This is a genomic window from Cellulomonas sp. APG4 (genome assembly GCF_009996735.1).
Classification (GTDB): domain Bacteria; phylum Actinomycetota; class Actinomycetes; order Actinomycetales; family Cellulomonadaceae; genus Actinotalea.
This window is the reverse complement of record NZ_JAACYI010000002.1, coordinates 22,058-48,659: the sequence shown is the minus strand read 5'-3', so window position 1 is coordinate 48,659 and position 26,602 is coordinate 22,058. Positions and strand designations below refer to the sequence as shown.

The 26,602-nt window shown below is 72.5% G+C and carries 24 protein-coding genes; 15 read left to right on the top strand and 9 right to left on the bottom strand.

The features are described from left to right. Positions 1–52 precede the first annotated feature (52 nt). From coaE to uvrB, 3 genes are all read left to right on the top strand, one after another. Positions 53–706: a dephospho-CoA kinase gene (gene coaE, locus GXB85_RS02320; protein ID WP_370523950.1), complete on the top strand. Its 654-nt coding sequence runs from the start codon at positions 53–55 to the stop codon at positions 704–706. Further along, on the top strand, positions 703–1,353 hold the full coding sequence (locus GXB85_RS02315; RefSeq protein WP_161916030.1) for a pyroglutamyl-peptidase I: 651 nt from the start codon (positions 703–705) through the stop codon (positions 1,351–1,353). The genes coaE and GXB85_RS02315 overlap by 4 nt, the downstream gene beginning before the upstream one ends. Positions 1,354–1,429: 76 nt before the next feature. Then, on the top strand, positions 1,430–3,547 hold the full coding sequence (gene uvrB / locus GXB85_RS02310) for an excinuclease ABC subunit UvrB (protein WP_161916029.1): 2,118 nt from the start codon (positions 1,430–1,432) through the stop codon (positions 3,545–3,547). A 5-nt stretch (positions 3,548–3,552) separates the two neighbouring features. Here the strand turns inward: uvrB and GXB85_RS02305 are convergent, their stop codons facing one another. Further along, entirely contained in the window at positions 3,553–3,891 is a 339-nt protein-coding gene (locus tag GXB85_RS02305) for a YciI family protein (protein WP_161916028.1), read from the bottom strand. Positions 3,892–3,974: 83 nt separating this feature from the next. Here GXB85_RS02305 and GXB85_RS02300 point away from each other — a divergent pair, with 83 nt between their 5' ends. Further along, on the top strand, positions 3,975–5,315 hold the full coding sequence (locus GXB85_RS02300; RefSeq protein WP_161916027.1) for a serine/threonine-protein kinase: 1,341 nt from the start codon (positions 3,975–3,977) through the stop codon (positions 5,313–5,315). Beyond that, complete coding sequence (locus tag GXB85_RS02295; RefSeq protein WP_161916026.1) at positions 5,312–5,908, top strand: hypothetical protein; 597 nt, start codon at positions 5,312–5,314, stop codon at positions 5,906–5,908. The genes GXB85_RS02300 and GXB85_RS02295 overlap by 4 nt, the downstream gene beginning before the upstream one ends. A gap of 16 nt (positions 5,909–5,924) precedes the next feature. Here the strand turns inward: GXB85_RS02295 and GXB85_RS02290 are convergent, their stop codons facing one another. Beyond that, the gene (locus tag GXB85_RS02290; RefSeq protein WP_161916025.1) at positions 5,925–6,611 is read right to left on the bottom strand and encodes an MBL fold metallo-hydrolase; all 687 of its coding nucleotides are present in this window, start codon (positions 6,609–6,611) and stop codon (positions 5,925–5,927) included. 4 nt (positions 6,612–6,615) lie between these two features. Further along, on the bottom strand, positions 6,616–8,493 hold the full coding sequence (locus GXB85_RS02285) for a glycoside hydrolase family 15 protein (protein ID WP_161916024.1): 1,878 nt from the start codon (positions 8,491–8,493) through the stop codon (positions 6,616–6,618). Positions 8,494–8,609: 116 nt separating this feature from the next. Between GXB85_RS02285 and uvrA the strand changes: the two genes are divergently transcribed. Next, a complete protein-coding gene (gene uvrA, locus GXB85_RS02280; RefSeq protein ID WP_161916023.1) occupies positions 8,610–11,471 on the top strand; it encodes an excinuclease ABC subunit UvrA in 2,862 nt (953 codons plus the stop codon). Positions 11,472–11,487: 16 nt separating this feature from the next. Here the strand turns inward: uvrA and GXB85_RS02275 are convergent, their stop codons facing one another. Next, positions 11,488–12,006 (bottom strand): OsmC family protein, encoded by a 519-nt coding sequence (locus tag GXB85_RS02275; RefSeq protein WP_161916022.1) that lies wholly within the window; start codon positions 12,004–12,006, stop codon positions 11,488–11,490. A gap of 106 nt (positions 12,007–12,112) precedes the next feature. Between GXB85_RS02275 and uvrC the strand changes: the two genes are divergently transcribed. The 9 genes from uvrC to GXB85_RS02230 all read left to right on the top strand — a co-directional run bounded on the left by uvrC (position 12,113) and on the right by GXB85_RS02230 (position 21,334). Next, on the top strand, positions 12,113–14,284 hold the full coding sequence (gene uvrC / locus GXB85_RS02270; RefSeq protein ID WP_161916021.1) for an excinuclease ABC subunit UvrC: 2,172 nt from the start codon (positions 12,113–12,115) through the stop codon (positions 14,282–14,284). Further along, positions 14,281–15,219 carry an RNase adapter RapZ gene (rapZ, locus tag GXB85_RS02265; RefSeq protein WP_161916020.1) on the top strand — a complete coding sequence of 313 codons (939 nt, stop codon included), beginning with the start codon at positions 14,281–14,283 and terminating at the stop codon, positions 15,217–15,219. Before uvrC ends, rapZ begins: the two co-directional genes overlap by 4 nt. Continuing rightward, the gene (gene yvcK / locus GXB85_RS02260; RefSeq protein ID WP_161916019.1) at positions 15,216–16,196 is read left to right on the top strand and encodes a uridine diphosphate-N-acetylglucosamine-binding protein YvcK; all 981 of its coding nucleotides are present in this window, start codon (positions 15,216–15,218) and stop codon (positions 16,194–16,196) included. Before rapZ ends, yvcK begins: the two co-directional genes overlap by 4 nt. A 16-nt stretch (positions 16,197–16,212) precedes the next feature. Then, entirely contained in the window at positions 16,213–17,193 is a 981-nt protein-coding gene (whiA, locus tag GXB85_RS02255; protein ID WP_161916018.1) for a DNA-binding protein WhiA, read from the top strand. Positions 17,194–17,447: 254 nt separating this feature from the next. Next, complete coding sequence (gene gap / locus GXB85_RS02250; protein WP_161916017.1) at positions 17,448–18,455, top strand: type I glyceraldehyde-3-phosphate dehydrogenase; 1,008 nt, start codon at positions 17,448–17,450, stop codon at positions 18,453–18,455. Positions 18,456–18,566: 111 nt separating this feature from the next. Then, positions 18,567–19,757 carry a phosphoglycerate kinase gene (gene pgk / locus GXB85_RS02245; RefSeq protein WP_161916016.1) on the top strand — a complete coding sequence of 397 codons (1,191 nt, stop codon included), beginning with the start codon at positions 18,567–18,569 and terminating at the stop codon, positions 19,755–19,757. Then, on the top strand, positions 19,757–20,548 hold the full coding sequence (tpiA, locus tag GXB85_RS02240; protein WP_161916015.1) for a triose-phosphate isomerase: 792 nt from the start codon (positions 19,757–19,759) through the stop codon (positions 20,546–20,548). Before pgk ends, tpiA begins: the two co-directional genes overlap by 1 nt. Before the next feature lie 177 nt (positions 20,549–20,725). Continuing rightward, positions 20,726–20,971, top strand: a complete 246-nt coding sequence (gene secG / locus GXB85_RS02235) for a preprotein translocase subunit SecG (RefSeq protein WP_161916014.1) — start codon at positions 20,726–20,728, stop codon at positions 20,969–20,971. A 15-nt stretch (positions 20,972–20,986) separates the two neighbouring features. Next, positions 20,987–21,334 carry an RNA polymerase-binding protein RbpA gene (locus tag GXB85_RS02230; protein ID WP_161916013.1) on the top strand — a complete coding sequence of 116 codons (348 nt, stop codon included), beginning with the start codon at positions 20,987–20,989 and terminating at the stop codon, positions 21,332–21,334. Positions 21,335–21,394: 60 nt separating this feature from the next. On the opposite strand, the gene GXB85_RS02225 is transcribed toward GXB85_RS02230, so the two are convergent. From GXB85_RS02225 to tal, 5 genes are read right to left on the bottom strand one after another with little or no spacing between them, the layout of a single operon-like run. Beyond that, on the bottom strand, positions 21,395–22,060 hold the full coding sequence (locus GXB85_RS02225) for an O-methyltransferase (RefSeq protein ID WP_161916012.1): 666 nt from the start codon (positions 22,058–22,060) through the stop codon (positions 21,395–21,397). Then, positions 22,050–22,862, bottom strand: coding sequence for a 6-phosphogluconolactonase (pgl, locus tag GXB85_RS02220; RefSeq protein ID WP_161916011.1), 813 nt, complete (start codon positions 22,860–22,862; stop codon positions 22,050–22,052). Before pgl ends, GXB85_RS02225 begins: the two co-directional genes overlap by 11 nt. Then, a complete protein-coding gene (locus GXB85_RS02215; protein WP_161916010.1) occupies positions 22,859–23,785 on the bottom strand; it encodes a glucose-6-phosphate dehydrogenase assembly protein OpcA in 927 nt (308 codons plus the stop codon). Before GXB85_RS02215 ends, pgl begins: the two co-directional genes overlap by 4 nt. 10 nt (positions 23,786–23,795) lie before the next feature. Continuing rightward, on the bottom strand, positions 23,796–25,337 hold the full coding sequence (zwf, locus tag GXB85_RS02210; RefSeq protein WP_161916009.1) for a glucose-6-phosphate dehydrogenase: 1,542 nt from the start codon (positions 25,335–25,337) through the stop codon (positions 23,796–23,798). 37 nt (positions 25,338–25,374) lie between these two features. Then, positions 25,375–26,529, bottom strand: a complete 1,155-nt coding sequence (gene tal, locus GXB85_RS02205) for a transaldolase (RefSeq protein ID WP_202627473.1) — start codon at positions 26,527–26,529, stop codon at positions 25,375–25,377. Positions 26,530–26,602: the final 73 nt, after the last annotated feature.

The window sequence follows — 26,602 nt, the reverse complement described above, 5'->3', positions numbered from 1 at the left end:
ACGGGGTGGCCGCCCGTCGGTCGTCGTTGCCGGGACCGCCTACGCTGGGCACGTGAGCGATCCGAGCGGCGGGCTCCCGGTTCCCGACGTGGCGCCTCCGCTGCGGGTCGGTCTCACGGGCGGGATCGCCGCGGGCAAGTCGACCGTGGCGCGCCGGCTCGCGGCCCTCGGAGCCGTCGTCGTCGACCACGACGTGCTCGCGCGTGAGGTCGTCGAGCCCGGAAGCGCCGGCCTGGCCGCGGTGGTGGAGGCTTTCGGCCCGGATGTGCTCGGGCCCCTCGGGGAGCTGGACCGGGGCGCGCTCGGCAGGATCGTCTTCGCCGACCCCCGCGCGCGAGAACGTCTGAACAGCCTGCTGCACCCCCGCATCCGTGCGGCCGCCGCGGAGCAGGACGCGCACGCGGAGGCGGACGGTGCGCGCGTTGTCGTGCATGACATCCCGCTGCTCGTCGAGAGCGGCCAGGCAGGTCACTTCGACGTCCTGGTGGTGGTCGACGCGCCGGCCGAGCTGCGCGTGCGTCGGCTGGTCCAGGGGCGCGGCATGGGTGAGGCCGAGGCCTGGCAGCGTGTGGCGTCGCAGGCGGCCGACGACGAGCGGCTCGAGGTCGCCGACGAGGTGCTGGACGGCTCGGGCAGCGTCGCATATCTCGAGCGGCAGGTCGACGAGGTCTGGGCCCGGTGGACGGCTCACGCGGGCGAGCGATGAGCGTGCCGGAGGGGCCCGTCCTGCTGACGGGCTTCGAACCGTTCGACGGCCGCCCCACGAACGCGTCCTGGGACGCCGTCCGTGCGGTCGCCGCCGGGTGGCGGTGGGAGCGTCGGCTCGTCACCGCGTGCCTGCCGGTGTCGTTCCGGCGGGCGCGCCAGGAGCTCCGCGCGCTGGTCGGCGCGCACGCGCCGGCCGTCGTCGTCGCCGTCGGGGAGGCCGCGGGCCGAGGCGCGGTCGGGCTCGAGCGCGTCGCGGTCAACGTCATCGACGCGCGGATCCCCGACGCGGACGGCTCGGCGCCCGTCGACGTGCCCGTCGTCGCGGGCGCACCGACGGCGTTCCTCTCGACGCTCCCCCTCAAGGCGGCCCACCGCGCCGTCCAGGCGTTGGGCGTGCCGGTCGAGGTGTCGGGCACGGCGGGCACCTACGTGTGCAACGCGACCTTCTACGCGCTCCAGCACCTGCTCGCCCGTACGCCGCAGGTGCGCGGCGGGTTCGTGCACGTCCCGTGCGTGCCCGGGCAGGCAGCCGACGGGACCGTCGGCCTCCCGACCGCCGACGCAGCCCGCGCCCTCGCGGCGACGATCGAGCTCGCGCTGTCCCGCGAGGGCGACGAACGCACGAGCGCCGGCACGCTCGACTGACTCCCGCGACGGTCGATCCCGAGGCAGGACCGACCGCCGTCGGGCTCGTGTCGGTGCTGGGACGTACGGTGTGGACATGCGTCCCGTCACCGACCTGCAGCGCCGAGCCGCACCGTTCGAGGTCGTCTCGGAGTTCACACCCTCAGGCGACCAGCCCACGGCGATCGCCGACCTCGCGGCCCGGATCGAGGCGGGGGAGAAGGACGTCGTCCTGCTCGGTGCCACCGGGACGGGGAAGTCCGCCACGACCGCCTGGCTCGTCGAGCGGCTCCAGCGTCCCACCCTGGTGATGGCGCCGAACAAGACCCTCGCCGCACAGCTGGCCACCGAGTTCCGCGAGCTGCTCCCGCACAACGCGGTCGAGTACTTCGTCTCCTACTACGACTACTACCAGCCCGAGGCGTACATCGCGCAGTCGGACACGTACATCGAGAAGGACTCCTCGATCAACGAGGAGGTCGAGCGGCTCCGGCACTCTGCGACGAACTCTCTGCTCACGCGCCGCGACGTCGTCGTCGTCGCGTCAGTGAGCTGCATCTACGGGCTCGGCACGCCCCAGGAGTACGTGGACCGGATGGTCCGCCTCGCGGTGGGGGACCAGATCGAGCGCGACCAGCTGCTGCGGCGTTTCGTCGCGATGCAGTACACCCGGAACGACATGGCCTTCACCCGCGGCACGTTCCGGGTGCGCGGCGACACGGTGGAGATCATCCCGGTGTACGAGGAGCTCGCGATCAGGTTCGAGTTCTTCGGCGACGAGATCGAGGCGATCCACACGCTGCACCCGGTGACGGGAGAGGTGCTGCGCTCAGAGGACGAGAGCTATGTGTTCCCTGCGACGCACTACGTCGCAGGTCCTGAGCGCATGGAGCGCGCGATCGCAGGGATCGAGGCCGAGCTCGAGGAGCGCCTGGCCGAGCTCGAGCGTCAGAACAAGCTGCTCGAGGCCCAGCGGCTGCGCATGCGCACGACGTACGACATCGAGATGATGCGCCAGGTCGGGAGCTGCTCGGGGATCGAGAACTACTCGCGGCACATCGACGGGCGTGGCCCGGGGACTCCGCCCCACACGCTGCTCGACTACTTCCCCGAGGACTTCCTGCTGGTCATCGACGAGTCGCACGTGACCGTGCCGCAGATCGGCGCGATGTTCGAGGGCGACATGTCCCGCAAGCGCTCGCTGGTCGAGCACGGGTTCCGGCTGCCGTCAGCGATGGACAACAGGCCGCTGCGCTGGGAGGAGTTCGTCGAGCGCATCGGTCAGACCGTGTACCTGTCCGCGACGCCGGGCGCGTACGAGCTCTCCCAGTCGGACGGCGTGGTCGAGCAGATCATCCGCCCGACGGGACTGGTGGACCCCGAGGTCGTGGTGAAGCCGACCAAGGGCCAGATCGACGACCTGCTCGAGGAGATCCGCACCCGGGTCGAGCGCGACGAGCGCGTGCTGGTGACGACGCTCACCAAGAAGATGGCCGAGGACCTCACGGACTACCTCCTCGAGAAGGACGTCCGGGTGCGCTACCTGCACTCCGAGGTGGACACGCTGCGCCGGGTGGAGCTGCTCCGCGAGCTACGGCTCGGCCAGTACGACGTCCTCGTCGGCATCAACCTGCTCCGTGAGGGCCTCGACCTCCCGGAGGTCTCGCTCGTGGCGATCCTCGACGCAGACAAGGAGGGTTTCCTCAGGTCCGGGACGTCACTGATCCAGACGATCGGCCGTGCGGCGCGCAACGTCTCGGGTCAGGTCCACATGTACGCGGACAAGGTCACCCCGGCCATGGGCCAGGCGATCGAGGAGACGAACCGCCGTCGTGAACGGCAGATCGCCTACAACCGAGAGCACGGCGTCGACCCGACGCCGCTGCGCAAGCGCATCAGCGACGTGACCGACATGCTGGCGCGCGAGGACATCGACACCGAGGAGCTCCTCAAGGGCGGCTACCGCAAGGCGAAGGGAACGGGTCGGGGCACCGCGCCCGTCCCCGCAGGCACGGCGGCGTCCGGCTCCCCGACGTCGGAGCGGGCCCGGCTCACCGCGGTCCCCGCGAGCGAGCTCGCGGAGCTGATCCAGGAGCTCAGCGAGCAGATGCACGGCGCAGCGGCCGAGCTCCAGTTCGAGCTCGCGGCGCGTCTGCGCGACGAGATCTCCGGGCTCAAGAAGGAGCTGAGGCAGATGCAGGCCGCGACTGCCTGACGGGGTCAGGCTTCGGCCCAGGGGCCGATGACCGGGTCCCAGGCGCGCACAGATCGTGCCGTGATCAGCCTCTCGAGCCAGAACGGGTCCTCGTCGAGCGCGGCAACGGCCTCGGACGGCGAGCCCGCGCGCACCAGGAGGAGGGCCCCGGCAGCTGCGTCGGGCTCGTCCGCGTCCGGTGCGTGCAAGGCGGTGCCGTCGAGCGGCGGGCCCGCCCAGGGGCCCGAGGCGAGCAGGACGCCCCGGGCAGCCAGGTCCCTCAGGTGGGCGCGGTGCGCGGCGCGCAGCTCGGCACGCCGCGCGTCCCTGTCGTCGTAGCGGTACTCGATCGCGTAGGTCGGCATGGCGACATCCTGCCCCACACCCGGAACGGGTGAACTCGTGCCCCCGACGTGCGGTGCCCCGGTCACGGCCGTAGCGTCGAGTCGTGCTGCACGGCGCGCCAGCGCGTGCCGGGGTGGGCGGTGACGGGCACGCGACGTGCACCGACGAGGAGGCTGACGTGGTCCCAGGGCTCGAGATCGCCCGCGGGGTCGTCCTCGACGGCAGGTACCGGATCGAGGGCGTCCTGGGCCACGGCGGCATGTCCACGGTGTACCGGGCCCACGACGAGGTCCTCGAGCGCGACGTCGCCCTCAAGATCTTCCCTCCGACCCCGGACGCCGACGAGGTGAGGCGCCACCACGCGGAGATGCGTGTCCTCGCGCAGCTGAGCCACCCGGGCCTCGTGACGCTGCACGACGCCGGTTCCGCACGCACCGGCGAGTCGGTCGTGCAGACCTACCTGGTCATGGAGCTCGTCCCGGGGCCGACCCTGGCCGACCTGCTCGCGACCGGTCCGCTCGCGGCCCGGCACGCCGCCCGGGTCGGTCGGCAGCTCGCCGAAGCGCTCGCCGCCGTCCACGACGCGGGTGTCGTCCACCGTGACATCAAGCCCGCCAACGTGCTGCTCGTGGCGCCGCGGGACCGTGAGGACCCCGAGGACGCCCTGGCCACCGGCCCGGTGGTCAAGATCGCGGACTTCGGCATCGCCCGGCTGGCCGACGCCGCGCGGATGACGGTGACGGGTACCACCCTGGGGACGGCGACGTACCTGAGCCCCGAGCAGGCGGCCGGGACCGAGGTGGGCGCGGCGACCGACGTCTACGCCCTCGGTCTGGTGCTGCTCGAGTGCCTGACGGGGGAGAAGGCCTTCACCGGGACCGTCGTCGAGGTGGCAGCGGCACGCCTGACGAGCTCGCCGCGCATCCCGAGCGCTCTCGGCCGGCCCTGGTGCGAGCTGCTCGGTGCCATGACCAGCACGGACCCGGGTGCTCGGCCGACGATGGCGGAGGTCGCCGAAGGACTGCGCGTGCTCGCGGGTGAGCCGCGCCGGGCCCCGGTCGAGGACGACGGCGACGTGGTGACCGCGGCGCACCCGGCGGTCGGCGTGCCCGTGCGCACCTCGGGCGAGGACGTGAGCACCGCGGGGCTCGAGATCCCGCCCCAGCGGCCGCGGGAGCCCTCGGTCGACACGCGTCGGCTGCCCCCGGACGTCATCCGGGCGCGCGCGGCGTCCGCCCCGACGGGCGAGGAGCCCGGGGGGCCGCAGGGCCCGCACGGGCGTGCGGTGGTGCTCTGGCTGGCCGCCGCGGTGCTCGTCGTCGTGCTGGGTGTGCTCCTCGGGCGTCCGGCCGGCCAGCCGGAGGGAGAGGTCCCCGACCTGCCCGAGGTCGGGGGGACGCTGGGCGACGCGCTCGACGAGCTCGCGCGGAGCGTGACGCCGTGACGCGCCGCACCACGCGCCGGCTCGGGCGCGTCGTCGTCGCTGCGACCACGCTCCTGCTCGCCGGAGCCTGCGCGAGCCCCGAGGCGGACCTCGCGGCGGACGTGGCGGACGACCTCCAGGCCGCGGTCGTGGACGTCGCGGAGGCGGCGGCCCAGGGCCGCTGGGACGCCGCGGACGAGTCGGTCGTCCGCGTGCGGTCGCTGCTCGAGGAGGCGGCGGCCGACGGAGACATCTCGGTGACGCGTTACGCGAGCGTGCTCGCGGCGCTCGAGCGCACCGAGGAGGAGCTCGCCGCCGCACGGGCGACCGACGCGTCGTCCGGCGGCGAGGCGGCCGCGGGCGCCGTCACGGGTGACGTCGAGCTGACCAGCGCGGGCTCGAGCGGGTCCGGGGAGGCCGAGGGCCCGCAGACCGTCGACGGCGGCTCAACCGCAGCCGACGAGACCGGTGCGGAAGGCGCGGCTGCAGGCGGCCCGGCCGGGGCCGGCGAGAAGGCGTCGGGGCCCCCCGAGAAGGCCACCAGGGGCGGGGGCCAGGGCAGCGCCCCCGGTCAGCACGACGGCCGTCCGGGCAAGGGGCGGGGGAGGGGCTGAGGACGTCGCCCGGGCGTCACCACCCGCGCGCCCACCATTGCGCGAGGTGCGGGCGCTCGGCGCCGAGGGTCGTGTCCCGGCCGTGCCCCGGATAGACCCAGGTGCGATCGTCGTAGACGTCGAACACCCGCGTCTCGAGGTCGCGCATGAGCGAGGCGAAGTCCGCCGACGAGGTCGTGCGTCCCGCTCCGCCCGGGAAGAGGCTGTCGCCCGTGAAGAGGTGCACACGACCGGGCACCGCGTCCGGGGCGACCGCGTGCCGCGGCTCGCGGTAGGCGAGCGCGACGGAGCCCGGGGTGTGGCCGCGCAGGGCGACGACGTCGAACGTCACGTGCCCGAGCGTCAGCACGTCGCCGTGGTGCAGGCGGCGGTCCGGACGCACCGGCACGTGGTCGGCGTCGCCGGCACCGCACACGTGCCGGGCGCCGGTGACGGCGTGGATCGACTCGAGGGCGCCGTGATGGTCGGAGTGCCTGTGCGTGGTCAGCACGACGTCGAGCCGTGCCGTGGGGGAACCCTCACGCAGCAGGGCCAGCAGCCGTGCGGGCTCGGCCGCCGCGTCGATCAGCAGCTGCTCACCCCCGGCACGCGCGGTGAGCAGGTAGGTCGCGTTGCCCATCGTGCCGACGGTGAGCTTGCGCACGTCGAGCTCGTCGAGCCGTCGGTGCCCGCCACCGCCCTCTCGGTCGCCGTCGTACGTCATACCCTCATGGTGCGCGCAGCGCGGCCTGCCGCGCAGCGGATCGCAGCGCGAGGTCGTGGCTGTGGACGGCGCGGACCAGCGCCAGGTGGGACAGCGCCTGCGGGAAGTTGCCGGCCATCCGCTCCCCGGGGGCGTCGTACTCCTCGGCGAGGAGGCCCACGTCGTTCGCGAGGCCCGTGAGGCGGTCGAGCACCGCGGTCGCCTCGGTCAGCTCACCCATGCGGGCCAGCGCGTCCGCCAGCCAGAAGCTGCACGCGAAGAAGGCGTGCTCGCCACCGCGCAGGCCGTCGTCGGCGTGCTCGACGCGGTACCTGTGCAGGAGGCCGGGGCTGAGCTCGAGGTCTTCGCGAATCGCGCGGACCGTGCCGCGGAAGCGCTCGTCGTCAGCGTCGAGGAAACCCACCTGGACGATCTGCAGCAGAGCGGCGTCCGTCCCCCTGCCGCCGTAGGACTGCGTGAACGTGCCGCGCTCCGCGTCCCAGCCGTGGGTCAGCACGTCGGCCCGGATCTGCTCGCGCACCTCGCGCCAGTGCTCGACGGGACCGGGCAGGTCGAACTCCTCGACGGCGCGGACGGCTCGGTCGACGGCGGCCCAGGCCATGATCTTGGAGTGGGTGAAGTGGCGTGCGGGCCCCCGGACCTCCCAGATGCCGCGGTCCGCATGACGCCACGTGCGCGTGAGGTCGTCCACGAGCAGGCACTGCAGCGCCCACGTGTCCTTCGACTCGGTGACGCCCGCCTCGCGCGCGAGGTGCAGCGCGCACATGACCTCGCCCAGCACGTCGAGCTGCACCTGGTCGACGGCGGCGTTCCCGATGCGGACCGGACGTGAGCCCGCGTAACCGGGCAGGTGGTCCAGGATCCGCTCGTGCATGTCGCGTCGACCGTCGACCCGGTACATGATCTGCAGGTCCTTGGGGTCACCCGCGACGGCGCGCAGCAGCCACGCCCGCCATGCGGTCGCCTCCATCCGGTACCCCTGCTCGAGGAGCGCCTCGAGCGTGAGCGACGCGTCCCGGAGCCAGCAGAAGCGGTAGTCCCAGTTGCGCTCGCCCCCGAAGTCCTCGGGCAACGACGTCGTCGGCGCCGCCACGATGCCACCCGTCTCGACGTCGCTGAGCATGCGCAGCACGAGCAGCGAGCGCACGACGGCCTCGCGGTAGGGCCCGTCGTAGGAGGTACCCGCCGCCCACTGCGCCCAGCGGATCCGGGTCGCGTCGAGGCGGTCGGTGATCGGCAGCGCACGGGGGACGGGTTCCCACGAACGTGTCCAGGTGAGGACGAGCTCGACGTGCTCCCCCTCCGAGAGCTCGATGTCGTCGACGTGACGAAGACCGTCGCGGTGCGGCAGCCGGCTGCCCCGCAGCACGAGTGCGTCGGGGCCGACGACCGCGCGGATCGCCGGGACGCCGTCGACGTCGTGCGTCCGTGCCACCCACGGGACCGCCGACCCGTAGAGGAAGCGCACGATCCACTCGTGGTGGACGTGAACCGTCCCGGACGTGCAGCGCACGGTCCGCACCATGTCGGCCCGGCCGTCGCCGCTCGGCATCGCGTCCGTCACCACGGCCGTGCCGCCGGGCGTCCGGTAGGTGGTCTCGAGCACGAACGACCCCTCGAGGTACCGCCGCGTGACGTCTGTCGCGTCGGGCACCGTCAGCAGCCAGCGGCCGTGCTCGGGCTTCCCCAGGAGCGCCGCGAAGCACGCGGGTGCGTCGAACCGTGGCAGGCACAGCCAGTCGACCGAGCCGGTGCGGGACACGAGGGCAGCGGTGTGGCCGTCGCCGAGCGCCGCGTACTCGCCGATCGGGGTCGAGTCGGAGGGGTCGACCTCCGGGGTCGCCGGGGGAGCGGGCGGTGGTGGTGCAGGGGCGTCCGTCATCGTGCCAGTGTGGCGGCGGCGCTCCGGGCGCGCAGCCGCGGCGGGACCTGGGAGAGGCGCGTCACACGTCGGTCGAACGCCTGTACGAATCGACGGGGGCGACCTAGGATGGCCCGGTGAACGACCGTCTTCGCGTCCAGGGCGCCCGTGAGCACAACCTCCGTGGCGTCGACCTCGATCTCCCGCGTGACAGCCTCATCGTCTTCACGGGCCTCTCGGGCTCGGGGAAGTCCTCGCTCGCGTTCGACACGATCTTCGCCGAGGGCCAGCGGCGCTACGTCGAGTCGTTGTCCGCCTACGCTCGCCAGTTCCTCGGGCAGATGGACAAGCCCGACGTCGACTTCATCGAGGGCCTCTCGCCCGCGGTCTCGATCGACCAGAAGTCTACGAACCGCAACCCCCGGTCGACCGTCGGGACGATCACCGAGGTCTACGACTACCTGCGCCTGCTCTACGCCCGCGCGGGCACCCAGCACTGCCCCGTCTGCGGCGAGCAGATCAGCCGGCAGACCCCGCAGCAGATCGTCGACCGGCTCCTCGAGCTTCCCGAGGGAACGCGCTACCAGGTCCTCGCTCCCGTGGTCCGGGGGCGCAAGGGTGAGTACGTCGACCTCTTCGCCGAGCTGCAGAGCAAGGGTTTCGCTCGCGCGCGGGTCGACGGCGAGGTGGTCCAGCTGAGCTCGCCGCCCGCGCTCGAGAAGAAGCTCAAGCACACGATCGAGGTGGTCGTCGACCGCCTCGTCGCGCGCGACGGCGTCCAGCGCAGGCTCACGGACTCGGTCGAGACGGCACTCGGGCTCGCGGGCGGGCTCCTGCTCGTGGAGCTGGTCGACGCCGACCCGGACGACCCGGCGCGTGAGCGCCGCTTCTCGGAGAACCGGGCGTGCCCGAACGACCACGAGCTCACGCTCGAGGAGATCGAGCCCCGCACGTTTTCGTTCAACGCGCCGTACGGCGCGTGCCCCGAGTGCACCGGGATCGGCAGCCGCCTCGAGGTGGACCCGGACCTCGTGGTCCCGGACGAGGAGGCGACGCTCGCCGACGGTGCGATCGCCCCGTGGGCGCAGACCTCCGCCGACTACTTCCAGCGCGTGCTGACCGCCCTCGCGGGTGAGCTGGGATTCTCGATGGACGTGCCGTGGCGTGCCCTGCCCGAGCGGGCGCGGCAGGCGATCCTGTACGGCCAGAACCACAAGGTCCACGTGCGCTACAAGAACCGTTGGGGGCGCGAGCGTCAGTACAGCACCGGCTTCGAGGGCGTCGTGACGTTCATCGAGCGCCGGCACGCTGAGACGGAGTCGGACTGGTCGAAGGAGCGGTACGAGGCCTACATGCGCGAGGTCCCGTGCCCCGTCTGCGACGGGGCACGGCTCAAGCCCGAGGTGCTCGCCGTCCGGGTGGGCGGTCTGTCGATCGCCGAGCTCTGCCGCCTGCCGCTGCGCGAGGCGCGTGGCTTCCTCGAGGGTCTCGAGCTCGGTGAGCGCGAGCGGGCGATCGCGGCCCAGGTGCTCAAGGAGATCCAGGCGCGCCTGGGCTTCCTGCTCGACGTCGGCCTCGACTACCTGTCGCTCGAGCGTCCGGCCGGGACGCTCTCGGGCGGGGAGGCGCAGCGCATCCGGCTGGCGACGCAGATCGGCTCAGGTCTCGTGGGTGTCCTCTACGTCCTGGACGAGCCGAGCATCGGCCTCCACCAGCGGGACAACCGCCGGCTGATCGACACGCTCACCCGGCTGCGCGACCTCGGCAACACGCTGATCGTCGTCGAGCACGACGAGGACACGATCCGGACGGCGGACTGGATCGTCGACATCGGTCCCGGGGCCGGTGAGCACGGTGGCCGTGTCGTGCACTCGGGCGACCTGGAGGGCCTCCTGGCCTCGGCCGAGTCGGTGACCGGTGCGTACCTGTCCGGTCGGCGCGGGATCCCGCAGCCCGACGTGCGACGCGCCCCGCAGCCGGGCCGGAAGCTGACCGTGGTCGGAGCACGCGAGCACAACCTCGCGGGCATCGACGTCGACTTCCCCCTCGGCTGCCTGGTCGCCGTCACCGGGGTCTCGGGCTCGGGCAAGTCCACGCTCGTGAACTCGATCCTCTACACCGTGCTGGCGAACGAGCTCAACGGCGCGCGGCAGGTGCCCGGTCGGCACACGCGTGTCACGGGCCTCGAGCACCTCGACAAGGTGGTGCACGTGGACCAGGGCCCGATCGGGCGCACCCCCCGGTCCAACCCGGCCACGTACACGGGCGTGTGGGACCACGTCCGCAAGCTCTTCGCCGGCACCACCGAGGCGAAGGTGCGCGGGTACCAGCCAGGACGGTTCTCGTTCAACGTCAAGGGCGGGCGCTGCGAGGCGTGCTCGGGTGACGGGACACTCAAGATCGAGATGAACTTCCTGCCGGACGTGTACGTCCCCTGCGAGGTCTGCCACGGGGCGCGCTACAACCGCGAGACCCTCGAGGTCCACTTCAAGGGCAAGACGGTCGCCGACGTGCTGGACATGCCGATCGAGGAGGCTGCCGAGTTCTTCGCCGCGGTACCCGCGATCGCGAGGCACCTGACGACCCTGGTGGACGTCGGTCTCGGCTACGTGCGGCTCGGCCAGCCCGCCCCCACCCTCTCGGGGGGCGAGGCCCAGCGGGTCAAGCTCGCGAGCGAGCTCCAGAAGCGCTCGTCCGGCCGGACGGTCTACGTGCTCGACGAGCCGACGACGGGCCTGCACTTCGAGGACATCCGCAAGCTCCTCGGTGTGCTGCAGTCGCTGGTCGACAAGGGCAACAGCGTGATCGTCATCGAGCACAACCTGGACGTCATCAAGAACGCCGACTGGGTCGTGGACATGGGCCCCGAGGGCGGTTCCGGCGGTGGCCGGGTCGTCGCCGAGGGCACGCCGGAGTACGTCGCGACGGTGGCGGCGAGCCACACGGGCACCTTCCTCGCGGAGGTGCTCACGCCGGATCTCGCGCGTGCGTCGGCCTGAGGCCGTGCGTCGCGGCTCAGGTGGTGACCGGTACCGGCTCACCCTCGACACGCACGGGGGCCGGGTCGTGCCGCACCGGGAAGCTCACGGACCGCGCGATGAAGCAGTGCTCGTGGGCCTTGCGGTGGAGCGCCAGCACGTCGGCGTCCGTGATGTCCCGGCCGTCGGCGCGCGCGGCCGACCCGAGGGTCACCACCGGGTGCAGGACGACCTGCGTGAACTGGCCGGCGCCCGCCGCCTCGATACGCATCGTGCCGACGGCGTTGTCCACGTAGCCGGTGACGACCACGCCGTCGGCGGCCGCGAGGTGCAGGAACCACAGCATGTGGCACTGCGACACGGCGCCGACCAGGAGCTCCTCGGGGTTGTAGCGCGCGGGGTCGCCCCGGAACGCGACGTCGGACGAGCCGGCCAGCGTCGGCTTGCCGCTGAACTCGACGTCGTGATCGCGGCTGTACGACGTGTAGGTGCGCGTTCCGGAAGGACCGGCACCGGTCCAGGTCACGGTCGCGTTGTAGGTGTGGAGGGGCCCCATGACCACACGCTAGCGAGCCGACGGCGCCCGGGCGAGACCCTCCGCGCGCACCCTGCGTCCATGGCCGCGGGCCGGCGTGTCGTCGGCCTGACATAGGCTCGGGCGCATGGCCGACCCGGCAACCTACCGACCCCGACCCGGCCAGGTCCCCGACTCTCCCGGGGTGTACCGCTTCCGCGACGAGCACGGGCGAGTCGTGTACGTGGGCAAGGCGAAGAGCCTCAGGTCACGCCTCGCGAGCTACTTCCAGGACCTCTCGGCGCTGCACCCCCGCACGCAGCAGATGGTGACCACCGCCGCCTCGGTCGAGTGGACCGTCGTCGGGACCGAGGTCGAGGCCCTCGCGCTCGAGTACTCCTGGATCAAGGAGTACGACCCGCGCTTCAACGTCAAGTACCGCGACGACAAGTCGTACCCCTACCTCGCCGTCACGCTCGCCGACGAGTTCCCGCGCGTGCAGGTGATGCGCGGCGCGAAGCGTCCCGGCACGCGGTACTTCGGCCCCTACGGCCACGCCTGGGCCATCCGGGAGACGGTCGACCTGCTGCTCCGGGTGTTCCCGGTGCGCACCTGCTCGGCGGGGGTCTTCAAGCGCGCCGCGCAGTCGGGACGGCCCTGCCTCCTCGGGTACATCGACAAGTGCTCGGCGCCGTGCGTGGGACGCATCGGCGCGGACGAGCACCGAGCGCTCGCCCAGGACTTCTGCGACTTCATGGCCGGGGACACCGCCAGGTTCGTGCGACGTCTCGAGCGGCGGATGAAGGAGGCGTCGGCGGCGCTCGAGTTCGAGGCTGCGGCACGCCTGCGCGACGACATCGCAGCGCTGCAGCGGGCGACGGAGAAGAACGCCGTCGTGCTCCCCGACGGCACCGACGCCGACGTCTTCGCGCTCGTGGGGGACGAGCTCGAGGCCGCCGTCCAGGTGTTCCACGTGCGCGGTGGCCGCATCCGTGGGCAACGTGGCTGGGTGGTCGAGAAGGTCGAGGACGTCGGCGACGACGAGCTCGTGGAGCACCTGCTCCAGCAGGTCTACGGGGATGGCGGCGCCGCCCCGGTGCCACGCAGCTCGGACGGCTCGCGGCGCCCGGAGCGTGAGGCGCCTGTGAACGACGCCGTGCCGCGCGAGGTGCTCGTCCCGGTGCTCCCGCCGGACACCGACCAGGTGTCGGCGTGGTTGTCGGCGATGCGCGGCGCGCGGGTGAGCGTGCGCGTGCCGCAGCGCGGCGACAAGCGTGCCCTCGCAGAGACGGTGCGCCGCAACGCCGAGCACGCGCTCGCGCTGCACCGCACGAGGCGCGCCGGCGACCTCACGACCCGCAGCCAGGCACTGCGCGAGATCCAGGAGGCGCTCGCGCTCGACTCGGCGCCGCTGCGCATCGAGTGCTACGACATCTCGACCACCCAGGGCACGCACCAGGTGGGGTCCATGGTGGTCTTCGAGGACGGTCTCGCGCGCAAGTCCGAGTACCGGCAGTTCGCGGTGCGGGGACCGGACGGCGACGGCGCGCGCGACGACACCGCGGCGATCCACGAGGTGCTGACCCGCAGGTTCCGGCGCTACCTCGAGGAGCGGTCTCGCTCCGAGCGTCCCGACCTCGGCGAGGACGGCGCCGCGGACGACGCCGCGCCCGAGACCGCGGCGCCGCGCGCCGCGACCGGCACCGACGTTCGCGAGCCGCGCTCGGGCGAGGTGGGTGCGGAGGTGGGTGAGCGAGGTGGGCGGTTCGCCTACCCGCCGAACCTCGTGGTGGTCGACGGCGGCAAGCCGCAGGTCGAGGCCGCGGCACGCGCGCTCGCGGAGCTCGGCATCGAGGACGTCGCGCTGTGCGGCCTCGCCAAGCGCCTCGAGGAGGTCTGGCTCCCGGGGGAGGACTACCCGGTCATCCTCGAACGCTCGTCCGAAGGGCTCTACCTGCTCCAGCGCGCACGCGACGAGGCGCACCGGTTCGCGATCCGCCTGCACCGCAAGCGGCGAAGCAAGGGCATGACCGCATCGGCCCTCGACGACGTCCCGGGCCTCGGGCCGACGCGGCGCGCCGCGCTGCTGAGCCATTTCGGGTCGGTGGCGCGGCTGAGGCGGGCCACCGTCGAGGAGGTGGCCGCGGTGCCCGGGCTCGGTCGCCGCACCGCCCAGGCGGTGCTCGACTCGCTCAACGGCACGCAGGACGCGCCGGAGCGGGTCCGGACGCCCGCGACGACGGAGGCCGACGGGACCGGAGCAGGGGAGGACGCCGAGCCCGCCGCCCCCGCTTCCCGGCCTGGCATGCTGGAGCCATGACGTCGGAACCGCCCCCCACGACAGTCCCGACAGGGATCCCCGCCCTCGAGCAGAGCACCCCGGCCCCGGCGGGTGAGACGCCCGAGCTGCTCGTGATCACGGGCATGTCGGGAGCCGGTCGTAGCCGCACGGCCGCCGTCCTCGAGGACCTGAACTGGTACGTCGTCGACAACCTGCCACCGCAGCTGCTCACCCAGCTCGCGGGGATGATGACCACGAGCGCGGGTGGGGTCACCCGGCTCGCCGCCGTGGTCGACGTGCGCGGGCGCGAGTTCTTCGCCGACCTCGTGCACGTCATCGACCAGCTGCGCGACGCGGGGATGCGCTACCGCATCGTGTTCCTCGACGCGTCCGACCCGGTGCTCGTGCAGCGTTTCGAGGCCGTGCGTCGCCCGCACCCGCTCCAGGGCGAGGGTCGCATCCTCGACGGGATCGCGGAGGAGCGGGAGATGCTCCGCGGCATCCGCGAGCGGGCCGACGTGCTGATCGACACCAGCGACCTCAACGTGCACGACCTCGCGCACCACGTGCGGCAGGCGGTGCTGGGCGGTGGTGAGGAGACGCTGCGGATCAACGTGCTGAGCTTCGGCTTCAAGTACGGCCTCCCGCTCGACGCCGACCACGTCGTCGACATGCGCTTCCTGTCGAACCCGTACTGGATCACCGAGCTGCGCCACCTGACGGGGCGCGACGCCCCGGTGCGCGACCACGTCCTCGGCCTGCCGGGTGCCCAGGCGTTCCTGGAACGGTATGTCGACGCCCTCGAGCCTGTGCTGGCCGGCTACGAGCACGAGGACAAGCGGTACGCGACGGTCGCGGTCGGCTGCACGGGCGGCAAGCACCGCTCGGTGGCTCTCGCCGAGGCGCTCGCGCACGCGCTGCGCGACCGCGGGCACCGGGTGGTGGTCTCCCACCGCGACCTGGGGCGCGAATGAGCGAGGCCGGCGCGGGTGGCATCGGCCCGGCCGTGGTCGCCCTGGGCGGCGGCCACGGGCTGGCGGCGAGTCTCGGTGCCCTCCGCCTCATGTCGGACCGCCTCACGGCCGTCGTGACGGTTGCCGACGACGGTGGCTCGTCGGGCCGGCTGCGCGCGGAGATGGACGTGCTGCCGCCGGGGGACCTGCGCATGGCGCTGTCGGCGCTGTGCGACGACACGGACTGGGGCCGGACGTGGCGGGACCTGCTGCAGCACAGGTTCCGTTCGGAGGGTTCGCTCGACCAGCACGCGGTGGGCAACCTGCTGATCGTGGCGCTCTGGGAGCTCCTGGGCGACACCGTGACGGGGCTCGACTGGGTGGGGCGGCTGCTCGGTGCGCGTGGTCGTGTGCTGCCGATGGCGTCCGTCCCCCTCGCGATCGAGGCCGAGCTCGTGGACGAGACCGGCCGGACCGAGGTGGTGCGCGGGCAGAGCGAGGTCGCCGTGGCCCCGGGCCGGGTGCGAGCCGTGCGACTCATCCCGCGCGACCCGCCCGCGTGCCCCGAGGCCGTGGCCGCCGTCGACGCGGCCGACTGGGTCGTGCTCGGTCCCGGCTCGTGGTTCACCTCGGTCATGCCGCACCTGCTGGTGCCCGAGCTCTCGGCGGCCCTGCACCGGACGTCGGCGCGCCGCTGCGTGACCCTCAACCTGAGCCAGGAGACCGCGGAGACCCCGGGGATGACGGCGCACGACCACCTGATCGCCCTGCGCGAGCACGCTCCCGACCTGCGGATCGACGTCGTCCTCGCGGACCCGACGGCCATCGAGGACGTCGGGGCGCTGAGCGACCACTGCCGTGCGCTGGGGGCGGACCTGCTGCTGCGGCAGGTGCGGGTGGGTGACGGCTCGCCGCGCCACGACTCGCTGCGGCTCGCGGCGGCCTACCGGGACGCGTTCGAGGGGTTCCTCGGCGACGTCGGGGAAGCGGCGCGGTGATGGCAGGATGACGCCCATGGCTCTGACGGCACAGGTGAAGGACGAGCTGGCCCGGCTCACCGTCGACAAGACCTCGTGCCGCAAGGCCGAGGTCTCGGCGACCCTCCGGTTCGCGGGTGGGCTGCACATCATCTCGGGCCGCATCGTCATCGAGGCCGAGCTCGACACCGGGGTCGCCGCGAGGCGACTGCGGACGTTCGTCTCCGAGGTGTACGGGCACACGAGCGACGTCGTCGTGGTGAGCGGTGGCGGCCTGCGTCGCGGCACGCGCTACGTCGTGCGGGTCGTCAAGGACGGCGAGTCCCTCGCCAGGCAGACGGGTCTGCTCGACAGCCGTGGCCGTCCGGTCCGCGGGCTCCCTCCGCAGGTGGTCTCGGCCGGTCTCGGCGAGGCCGAGGCGGCGTGGCGGGGCGCGTTCCTCGCGCACGGCTCGCTCACCGAGCCAGGGCGGTCCGCGGCCCTCGAGATCACCTGCCCGGGACCGGAGGCGGCGCTCGCGCTGGTGGGCGCCGCGCGCAGGCTCGGCATCTCGGCCAAGGCCCGCGAGGTGCGCGGCGTGGACCGCGTCGTGATCCGTGACGGTGACGCGATCGGCGCCATGCTGACGCGCCTCGGTGCGCACGACGCCGTCCTGGTGTGGGAGGAGCGCCGGATGCGGCGCGAGGTCCGCGGCACGGCCAACCGGCTCGCCAACTTCGACGACGCCAACCTGCGCCGCTCGGCGCGCGCGGCCGTCGCGGCGGGGGCGAGGGTCGAGCGCGCGTTCGAGATCCTCGGTGAGGACCTGCCCGACCACCTGCGCGAGGCCGGCGAGCTGCGCCTCGCGCACAAGCAGGCCTCGCTCGAGGAGCTCGGTCAGCTCGCCGACCCGCCGCTCACCAAGGACGCGGTCGCCGGGCGGATCCGACGTCTGCTCGCGACCGCTGACAAGCGCGCGTCCGAGCTCGGGATCCCCGACACCGAGGCCGGCCTGACCGCTGACATGCTCGACGTCTGAGCCAGGGCGCGACCTGCGGACCCGCCGCGCGGGTGGCATGCTCGGAGACATCCGGCCTCACCCCGGACGCGGGACGGACGTCCCGGCGCGACATGTGTCCGGGGTGTAACCTCGTGGACATCTGGTGACCGACACCACACGCCGTCCTGGGACGGTGTTGGTGATCTCTCGGCCCAGGCGTACAGGGCCGTACGCAACGTCAAGCGACCAAACTGAGCGTGTCGGCCGAACCGGCGCGCGCCGAGGAGGGCATTGTGACCATCCGCGTCGGGATCAACGGCTTCGGCCGTATCGGACGTAACTTCTTCCGCGCCGTACTCGAGTCGGGTGCCGACATCGAGATCGTGGGAGTCAACGACCTGACGGACAACAAGTCCCTCGCGCACCTGCTGAAGTACGACTCGATCCTCGGCCGCCTGGCCCAGGACGTGACGTACGACGAGACGAGCATCACGGTCGGTGGCAAGTCGTTCAAGGCCCTGGCCGAGCGTGACCCGTCCGCCCTCCCGTGGGGTGAGCTGGGTGCCGACATCGTCATCGAGTCGACCGGCATCTTCACGGACGCGACCAAGGCGAAGGCGCACATCGACGCCGGTGCCAAGAAGGTCATCATCTCGGCCCCCGCCAAGAACGAGGACGCGACCTTCGTCGTCGGCGTGAACCACACCGAGTACGACCCGGCGAACCACCACATCGTCTCGAACGCGTCGTGCACCACGAACTGCCTCGCGCCGATGGCCAAGGTCCTCGACGAGCAGTTCGGGATCGTCCGCGGCCTCATGACGACGATCCACGCGTACACGCAGGACCAGAACCTGCAGGACGGCCCGCACAAGGACCTGCGTCGCGCCCGCGCCGCGGCCCTGAACATGGTCCCGACGTCGACCGGTGCCGCCAAGGCGGTCTCGCTGGTGCTCCCGCAGCTCAAGGGCAAGCTCGACGGCTACGCGATGCGCGTGCCCACGCCCACCGGCTCGGCCACCGACCTCACCTTCACCGCGGGCCGCGAGGTCACGGTGGAGGAGGTCAACGCCGCGATGAAGGCCGCCGCCGAGAGCCCCGAGCTCAAGGGGATCCTCACCTACACCGAGGAGCCCATCGTCTCGAAGGACATCGAGACGGACCCGGCCTCGAGCATCTTCGACGCCGGCCTCACCAAGGTGATCGGCGACCAGGTCAAGGTCGTCGCGTGGTACGACAACGAGTGGGGCTACTCCAACTCGCTCGTCAAGCTCACCACCTACGTGGGCGAGCGTCTCTGACCTCGTCGCACCACCGAGCAGGCGACATGCGTCCGCGTGCCCCGCGCGAGATCTCGCCGGGGCACGCGGACGCCGTCATGTGAAGGCCCCGTCACACCACCAGGAAGAGCCATGAAGACCATCGACGACCTGGGCGACCTGCGCGGCAAGCGCGTGCTCGTCCGCTCCGACTTCAACGTGCCGCTCGACGGCACGACCATCACGGACGACGGCCGCATCCGTGCCGCGCTGCCGACCCTGACCGCCCTGCTGGACGCGGGCGCCCGCGTGGTCGTCACCGCGCACCTCGGCCGCCCCAAGGGTGAGCCGGACCCGAAGTACTCGCTCGCGCCCGTCGCGACGCGGCTCGGCGAGCTGCTCGGCCGCCCCGTGGCCCTCGCGGAGGACGTCGTGGGGGAGTCGGCCCGCGCGACCGTCGCGGCGCTCGAGGACGGTGAGCTCGCGCTGCTCGAGAACATCCGCTTCGACGCCCGTGAGACCTCCAAGGACGAGGCCGAGCGTGGCGCGCTGGCCGACGAGCTCGCGGCCCTCGCCGACGTGTTCGTCTCGGACGGCTTCGGCGTCGTGCACCGGAAGCAGGCCTCGGTCTACGACGTCGCGCTGCGCCTGCCGCACGCGGCCGGCTCCCTCGTGCGGGCCGAGGTCGAGGCGCTGCGCAAGGCGGTCGAGGACCCCGAGCGGCCCTACGTCGTGGTGCTCGGCGGCTCGAAGGTGTCGGACAAGCTGGGCGTGATCGCCAACCTGCTCACCAAGGCCGACAAGCTCCTCATCGGTGGTGGCATGGTCTTCACGTTCCTCAAGGCGCAGGGCCACGAGGTCGGCTCGTCGCTGCTCGAGGAGGACCAGGTCGAGGCCGTGCGCGGCTACCTCGCCCAGGCCCAGGAGTCGGGCGTCGAGATCGTGCTCCCCACCGACATCGTCGTGGCCGACGCGTTCGCGGCCGACGCGCCCCACGACACCGTCGCAGCCGACGCGATCCCCGCAGGCCGCATGGGCCTGGACATCGGCCCGCGTTCGGCGGAGCTGTTCCGGGAGGCGATCCTCGGCGCGCGCACGATCGCGTGGAACGGCCCCATGGGCGTCTTCGAGTTCCCGGCGTTCGCCGAGGGCACGCGCGCCGTCGCGCAGGCGCTCGTCGACACGGAGGGCTTCTCGATCGTCGGCGGCGGCGACTCCGCGGCCGCTGTGCGCACGCTCGGCTTCGACGAGGCCGGATTCGGCCACATCTCGACCGGTGGAGGCGCGAGCCTCGAGCTGCTCGAGGGCAAGACCCTTCCCGGTATCGCGGTTCTGGAGGACTGATGGCACGCACCCCGCTCATGGCCGGCAACTGGAAGATGAACCTGGACCACCACCAGGCCACGCATCTGGTCCAGAAGCTCGCCTGGACGCTCAAGGACGCCAAGCACGACTACAGCCAGGTCGAGGTGAGCGTGCTCGTCCCGTTCACCGACCTGCGCTCGGTCCAGACGCTGGTGGACGCCGACAAGCTCGAGCTGAGCTACGGGGCGCAGGACGTCTCGGCGCACACCGAGGGCGCGTACACGGGTGAGATCTCGCCCGTGATGCTCAGCAAGCTCGGTGTCACGTACGTGGCTGTCGGGCACTCGGAGCGTCGTCAGTACCACGGTGAGGACGACGCGCTGTGCGCGGCCAAGGTCGCCTCCGCGTTCGGCCAGGGGATCGTCCCGATCCTGTGCGTCGGTGAGGGCCTCGACGTCCGCAAGGCGGGGGACCAGGTCTCGTACACCCTCGCGCAGCTCGACGGTGGTCTGGCCGGCCTGCCGGCCGAGCACGCGGCCAAGGTCGTCATCGCGTACGAGCCCGTGTGGGCGATCGGCACCGGTGAGGTCGCGACCCCGGAGGATGCGCAGGAGGTCTGCGGCGCGATCCGTGCGCGGCTCGCGGAGCTCTACTCGGCCGAGGTCGCCGACGCGGTGCGCGTGCTCTACGGCGGGTCGGTCAAGTCGGGGAACGTCGCGTCGATCATGGCCCAGCCGGACGTCGACGGTGCGCTCGTGGGTGGCGCGAGCCTCGACCCCGAGGAGTTCGCGAAGATCGTCCGCTACCAGCAGCACAACGTCGGTCTCTGACCTGAGCGTCCCCGTGGGGGCGGTGGCGATCCGCCACCGCCCCCACGGTGCGCCCGGGCGGTCGGCGGCACCCACAGCAACCCACCCGGACGGGTGTTCGCCTGATCGGGAGCCCGTCGCCTATCCTTGACCGGGCGCCTGCCGGTGCCATGACTTCGAGTGAGGACGTACGAGCACGTGGACGCACTGCGCATCACCCTGCAGGTACTGCTGGTCCTGACCAGCATCCTCGTCATCCTCTTGGTGCTCCTGCACAAGGGGAAGGGCGGCGGACTGTCCGACATGTTCGGCGGCGGCGTGTCGAGCGGCGCGGGCAGCTCAGGAGTCGCCGAGCGCAACCTCAACCGGATCACGATCGGCCTCGCGCTGCTGTGGACCGTCGTGATCGTGCTGCTCGGTCTGATCCAGCGCGTCAGCGCCTGACAACGGAGGTCCACGGTGGCGAGCGGTAGTGCGATCAGGGGGTCCCGCGTCGGAGCCGGCCCCATGGGTGAGGCCGAGCGCGGAGACTCCGCCCCCCGGTTCTGGGTGTCCTACTGGTGCGCCAACGGGCACGAGACGCGCCCGAGCTTCTCGGAGGAGGCCGGTGCCGAGGCGCCGGAGACGTGGGACTGCCCGCGCTGCGGCTACCCCGCGGGGCAGGACAAGGAGAACCCTCCTTCGCCCGTGCGCAACGAGCCCTACAAGACGCACCTCGCGTACGTGAAGGAGCGCCGCTCGGACGAGGACGGTCAGGCGATCCTCGACGAGGCGCTCGCCGCGCTGCGCGCCCGTCGAGGCGGCTGAGCGCGACTCGCTGACGCGCCGTCCTCAGGGGCAGCGCGTGCCCCGGGGCAGGTGCGGGTGTCAGGCGAGCCGGCGGAGCAGCAGGAAGCCGTCGTAGCCCTTGCTGCCGACGGTCTGGACGACCGTCCCCGACAGGCGCGCGTCCTGTGCGGCGCGCTCCACCACAGCGCGCGAGCCCTGGACGCGCTCGTCGTCCTGGGGGTCCGCGAGGGCCCCGGCCCGCACCACGTTGTCGACGACGATGACGGCGCCCGGGCGTGTGAGCTCGAGTGCGGCCTCGAGGTAGGCCACGTTCGAGGGCTTGTCGGCGTCGATGAACACGAGGTCGTACGGCGCGACGTCGTCTGCGACGAGGCTCGCGAGCACGTCGACACCCTTGCCGACCCGCACCTCGACGACATCGGCCAGGCCTGCGCGATCGAGGTTCTCACGCGCGACGTCGGCGTGCCGCGGATCGACCTCGATCGTGGTCACGTGCCGGCCCGGGCCCTGCAGGCCCCGCGCGAGCCAGATGGTGCTGTAGCCCCCGAGGGTCCCGACCTCGAGCGCGCGCTGGGACCCGTGGAGCTGGGCGACGAGGTGGAGCAGCTTGCCCTGCGCGGCGGACACCTGGATCGCCGGGAGTCCCGCTTCGCGCGCCCTGTGGTTCGCCGCCCGCAGCGCCTCGTCCTCACCGACGAGCGGCTCGAGGTAGGTGTCGACGGCGGCCCAGGTCTCAGCGCTCATAGGTGACCTCGGGTGAGCTCGCCTGCTCCTCGGGCGTGAGGTCGAACGACGCGGCCTCCATGTCGAGCAGCCATCGCGTCGTGCTGCGTCCCGCGACTCCGGCGGCGGGGGTCGTGTGCAGGTCGTCACCGCGCAGCGCCCGCCCCACGGCCGGCGCCTTCTCGGCGCCCGAGACGAGCAGCAGGACCGTCTGCGCGCCGTTCAGGGCCGGGAAGGTGAGGCTCACGCGCTCGGGAGGCGGCTTCGGCGAGCCGTGGACACCGACGACGAGCCGGTCGACGACGTCGAGCCCGGGGTGGCCGGGGAACAGCGACGCGACGTGCCCGTCCGGTCCCATGCCGAGCAGGACGAGGTCGAGCTCGGGCGGGACCGGGCCTGCGTCGTCGGACGGCGCGTCGCCCGCGGGCCCGACCACCCGCACCAGCTCGTCGGCGTACAGGCGCGCGGCGTCCTCCGGCGACGTGACGCCCGGGGCGTCCGCGGCGGGCACGGGGTGGACGTTCTCGGCCGGGATGTCGAGGTGGTCGATGAGCGCCGCACGGGCCTGCGTCTCGTTGCGGTCCGGGTGTCCGGCCGGGAGGAACCGCTCGTCGCCCCACCACAGGTGCACGGTGCTCCAGTCGATCTGCGGGAACCTCGCCGCACCGCGGACCTCCGCGAGGCCCCGGATGCCGATGGTCCCGCCGGTGAGCACGAGGTGGAACGGTGAGCTGCGGCGGGGCGCCGTGAGCTCCGTGACGATCGCGGCGCCGATGAGGCGCGCGAGGCGATCGGCGTCGGGGCACACCTGGGTCGACGTCATGCGGCACCGACGCGGGGGAGACCGAGCTCGAGGACCTCGCTGTAGACGTCGTCCGGGTCGAGGCGTCGGAGCTCCTCGGCGAGGCACTCGGTCAGCTCCCGGATCGGCATCGCGATCCGCCGCTCGGGCTGACCGGGCTGGTTGAGCACACCCTCGCGCCCGTCCGGACGGTCGATCACGACGGGGCCCGAGGGGCGCTCGAGCACGACCCGCGTGATGCCGCGGACGTCCTGCTGCCGCACGATCTCGACGGGGCACTCGAGCGCGTGGGCGAGCCAGGCGCCCAGGAGGTAGACCGAGGGGTGGCGTTCGTGCCCGGAGACCTCGGCCCGGGTGACGGCCTCGTGCGGCGGCTGGTCGAGGGCGGCTGCCAGCAGCCCCCGCCACACGGTGAGGCGCGTCCACGCGATGTCGGTGTCACCCGCGCTGTGGCCCGCGCGCAGCCGGCGCAGGCTGCCCACAGGGTCGGCGCACGACAGGGAGTCCGTGATCCGGCGCTGCGCCATGCGCCCGATCGGGTGCTCCTCGGGGCTCTCGGGGATCTCGTTCGGCCACCACACGACGATCGGGGCGTCCGGGAGCAGGAGCGGCATGACCAGGGTGTCGGCGTTCTCGAGCATCGCGTGCGACGCCCTGAGCACGACGACCTCGCTGGCCCCCGCGTCACCGCCCACGCGCACCTGCGCGTCGAGCCGGCCGTCCTCGCCGGGCGCCGGCTCCGACTCGGCGAGCACGATGACACGGCACGGGTGCTCGCGGCTGGCCTCGTTCGCGGCATCGATCGCGGGCTCGACCGCGCCGCCCTGGGCGTCGATCACGAGCGTGAGCACGCGCCCGAGGGCGACGGCGCCGCCCTCCTCGCGGAGCGTGACAAGAGCCTTCGTGACCGCGTTCGTGGTGGTCCTGGGCAGGTCGACGATCACGGGGTCCTCCTCATGGCCGCCGCCAGGCTCGGCCGTCGCGCGCCATCATCTGGTCCGCCGACTCGGGTCCCCACGTGCCCGAGCGGTACTGGTCGGGCTGGCCCTGGCCGGCCCAGAACTCCTCGATCGGGTCGAGGATCTTCCACGAGAGCTCGACCTCCTCGTGCCGCGGGAACAGCGGGGGGTCGCCCAGCAGGACGTCGAGGATCAGCCGTTCGTACGCCTCGGGCGAGGACTCCGTGAACGAGTGCCCGTAGCCGAAGTCCATGGTGACGTCCCGGACCTCCATCGCGGTGCCCGGGACCTTGGAACCGAAGCGGATCGTCACGCCCTCGTCGGGCTGCACCCGGATGACGAGCGCGTTCTTGCCGAGCTCGGCCGTGGCGGTCGACTCGAAGGGCAGGTGGGGCGCGCGCTTGAAGACGACCGCGATCTCGGTCACGCGCCGGCCGAGCCGCTTGCCGGTACGCAGGTAGAACGGGACCCCGGCCCATCGGCGGGTGTCGATGTCGAGCCGGATCGCGGCGTAGGTCTCCGTCTCGGAGTCGGGCGAGATGCCGTCCTCGTCGAGATAGCCACGCACCTGCTCGCCGCCCTGCCAGCCGGCGGCGTACTGGCCGCGGGCCGTGTGCAGCGCGAGGTCCTTGGGCAGACGGACCGCCGAGAGCACCTTCTCCTTCTCCGCGCGCAGGTCCTGCGCGTCGAACGAGACCGGTTCCTCCATGGCCGTGAGCGCGAGGAGCTGCAGCAGGTGGTTCTGGATCACGTCGCGCGCCGCCCCGATGCCGTCGTAGTACCCCGCACGGCCGCCGATGCCGATGTCCTCGGCCATGGTGATCTGGACGTGGTCGACGTAGTTCGCGTTCCAGATGGGTTCGAAGAGCTGGTTCGCGAAGCGCAGCGCCAGGAGGTTCTGGACGGTCTCCTTGCCCAGGTAGTGGTCGATGCGGAAGACGGACTCGGGCTGGAAGACCTCCGACACCACGTCGTTGAGCTCGCGAGCGCTCGCGAGGTCGTGGCCGAAGGGCTTCTCGACGACCACCCGTCGCCAGGCGCCCTCGTGCTGCTCGGAGAGGCCCGAGCGGGCCAGCTGACGGCACACCAGCGGGAACGACCCGGGCGGCACTGAGAGGTAGAACGCGTGGTTGCCGCCCGTACCCCGCTCCGCATCGAGCTCGGCCACGGTCGCGCTCAGACGGTCGAACGCCTCGTCGTCGTCGAACTCGCCCTGCACGAACCGGATGCCCTCCGAGAGCTGCCGCCAGGTGCTCTCGCGGAACTCCGTACGGGCGTTCGCCTTGACGGCGTCGTGGACGACCTTCTCGAAGTCCTGCTTGTCCCACTCGCGCCGGGCGAAACCGGTGAGCGCGAAGCCGGGGGGCAGCAGACCACGGTTGGCGAGGTCGTACACGGCGGGCATCAGCTTGCGCTTGGCGAGGTCCCCGGTGACACCGAAGATCACCAGACCGCACGGTCCCGCGATCCGCGGCAGTCGCCGGTCGCGCGGGTCGCGCAGCGGGTTGGCGGCCTCCTCGGCCGAGGTCGGGCTCATCGACGGGCCCCGTGTCGCGCCGGGACGGTCGGTGTGGTCACGCGTTCTCCTCGGGACGGGACGGGGTGGCCTGCGCCAGCCCCTCGGACACGGTGGCGAGGAGCTCGTGCCAGCTCGCCTCGAACTTGGTGACGCCCTCGGCCTCGAGCTTCTTGGTGACGCGGTCGAGGTCGATCCCCAGCGCGGCGAGCAGCTCGAGCCGGTCGTGCGCCTCCGCATACGTACCCGTGACGGTGTCCGTGGCCGCACGGCCGTGCTCCGCGACCGCCTCGAGCGTCGCACCGGGCATGGTGTTGACGACGCCCGGAGCGACGAGCTCGTCGACGTAGAGCGTGTCGGGGTAGGCAGGGTCCTTGACACCCGTGGACGCCCACAACGGACGCTGCGGGCGGGCGCCGGCCTCGGCGAGAGCCCGCCACCGGCGACCTGCGGTGACCTCCTCGTACAGCTCGTAGGCGAGCCGGGCGTTGGCGATCGCGACCTTGCCCCGCAAGGTGGCCGCCTCGCGTGCGTCGTGCGCGTCGAGCAGCGGGTCCACGGCGGCGTCCACCCGCGAGACGAAGAACGAGGCGACCGAGGCGATCGCGGAGAGGTCGAGGCCCTGCTCGCGTGCCTTCTCGAGGCCTGCCATGTAGGCGTCGAGCACCTTGCGGTAGCGCGAGAGCGAGAAGATCAGCGTGACGTTGACGCTGATGCCCTCCGCGACGGCCGCCGTGATCGCGGGGAGGCCCTCGACGGTCGCCGGGATCTTGATGTAGAGGTTCGGCCGGTCGACCGTCGCCCAGAGCCGGCGCGCCGTCTCGACGGTCGCCCGGGTGTCCCGCGCCATACGGGGGTCCACCTCGATCGACACGCGCCCGTCGAGGCCCGCGGTCGCGGCGTGCACGGGCGCCAGGACGTCGCAGGCCTCGCGCACGTCGTCGGTCGTGATCGTCTCGACCGCCGCGTCGACGTCGGTACCACGGGCAGCGAGCTCGGCGAGCTGCTCGTCGTACGCCGAGCCCTTCGCGAGTGCCGACGCGAAGATCGTCGGGTTGGTCGTCACGCCCACCACGCCGCGCTCGGCGACGAGTCGTTCGAGCCCCCCACCGCGCAGCAGCTCACGCGAGAGGTCGTCGAGCCAGATCGCGACCCCCGCCTCCTGGAGGGTCCGGACGGGGTCGGGCAGCCGGTCGGCGGGTGTCGTGCTCATGGGGCTCCTTCGGTCGGTACCGGCCCCGCCCGAGGGCGGGGCCGGTCGTGCGTCGGGTCCTGCGGTCGGTCGT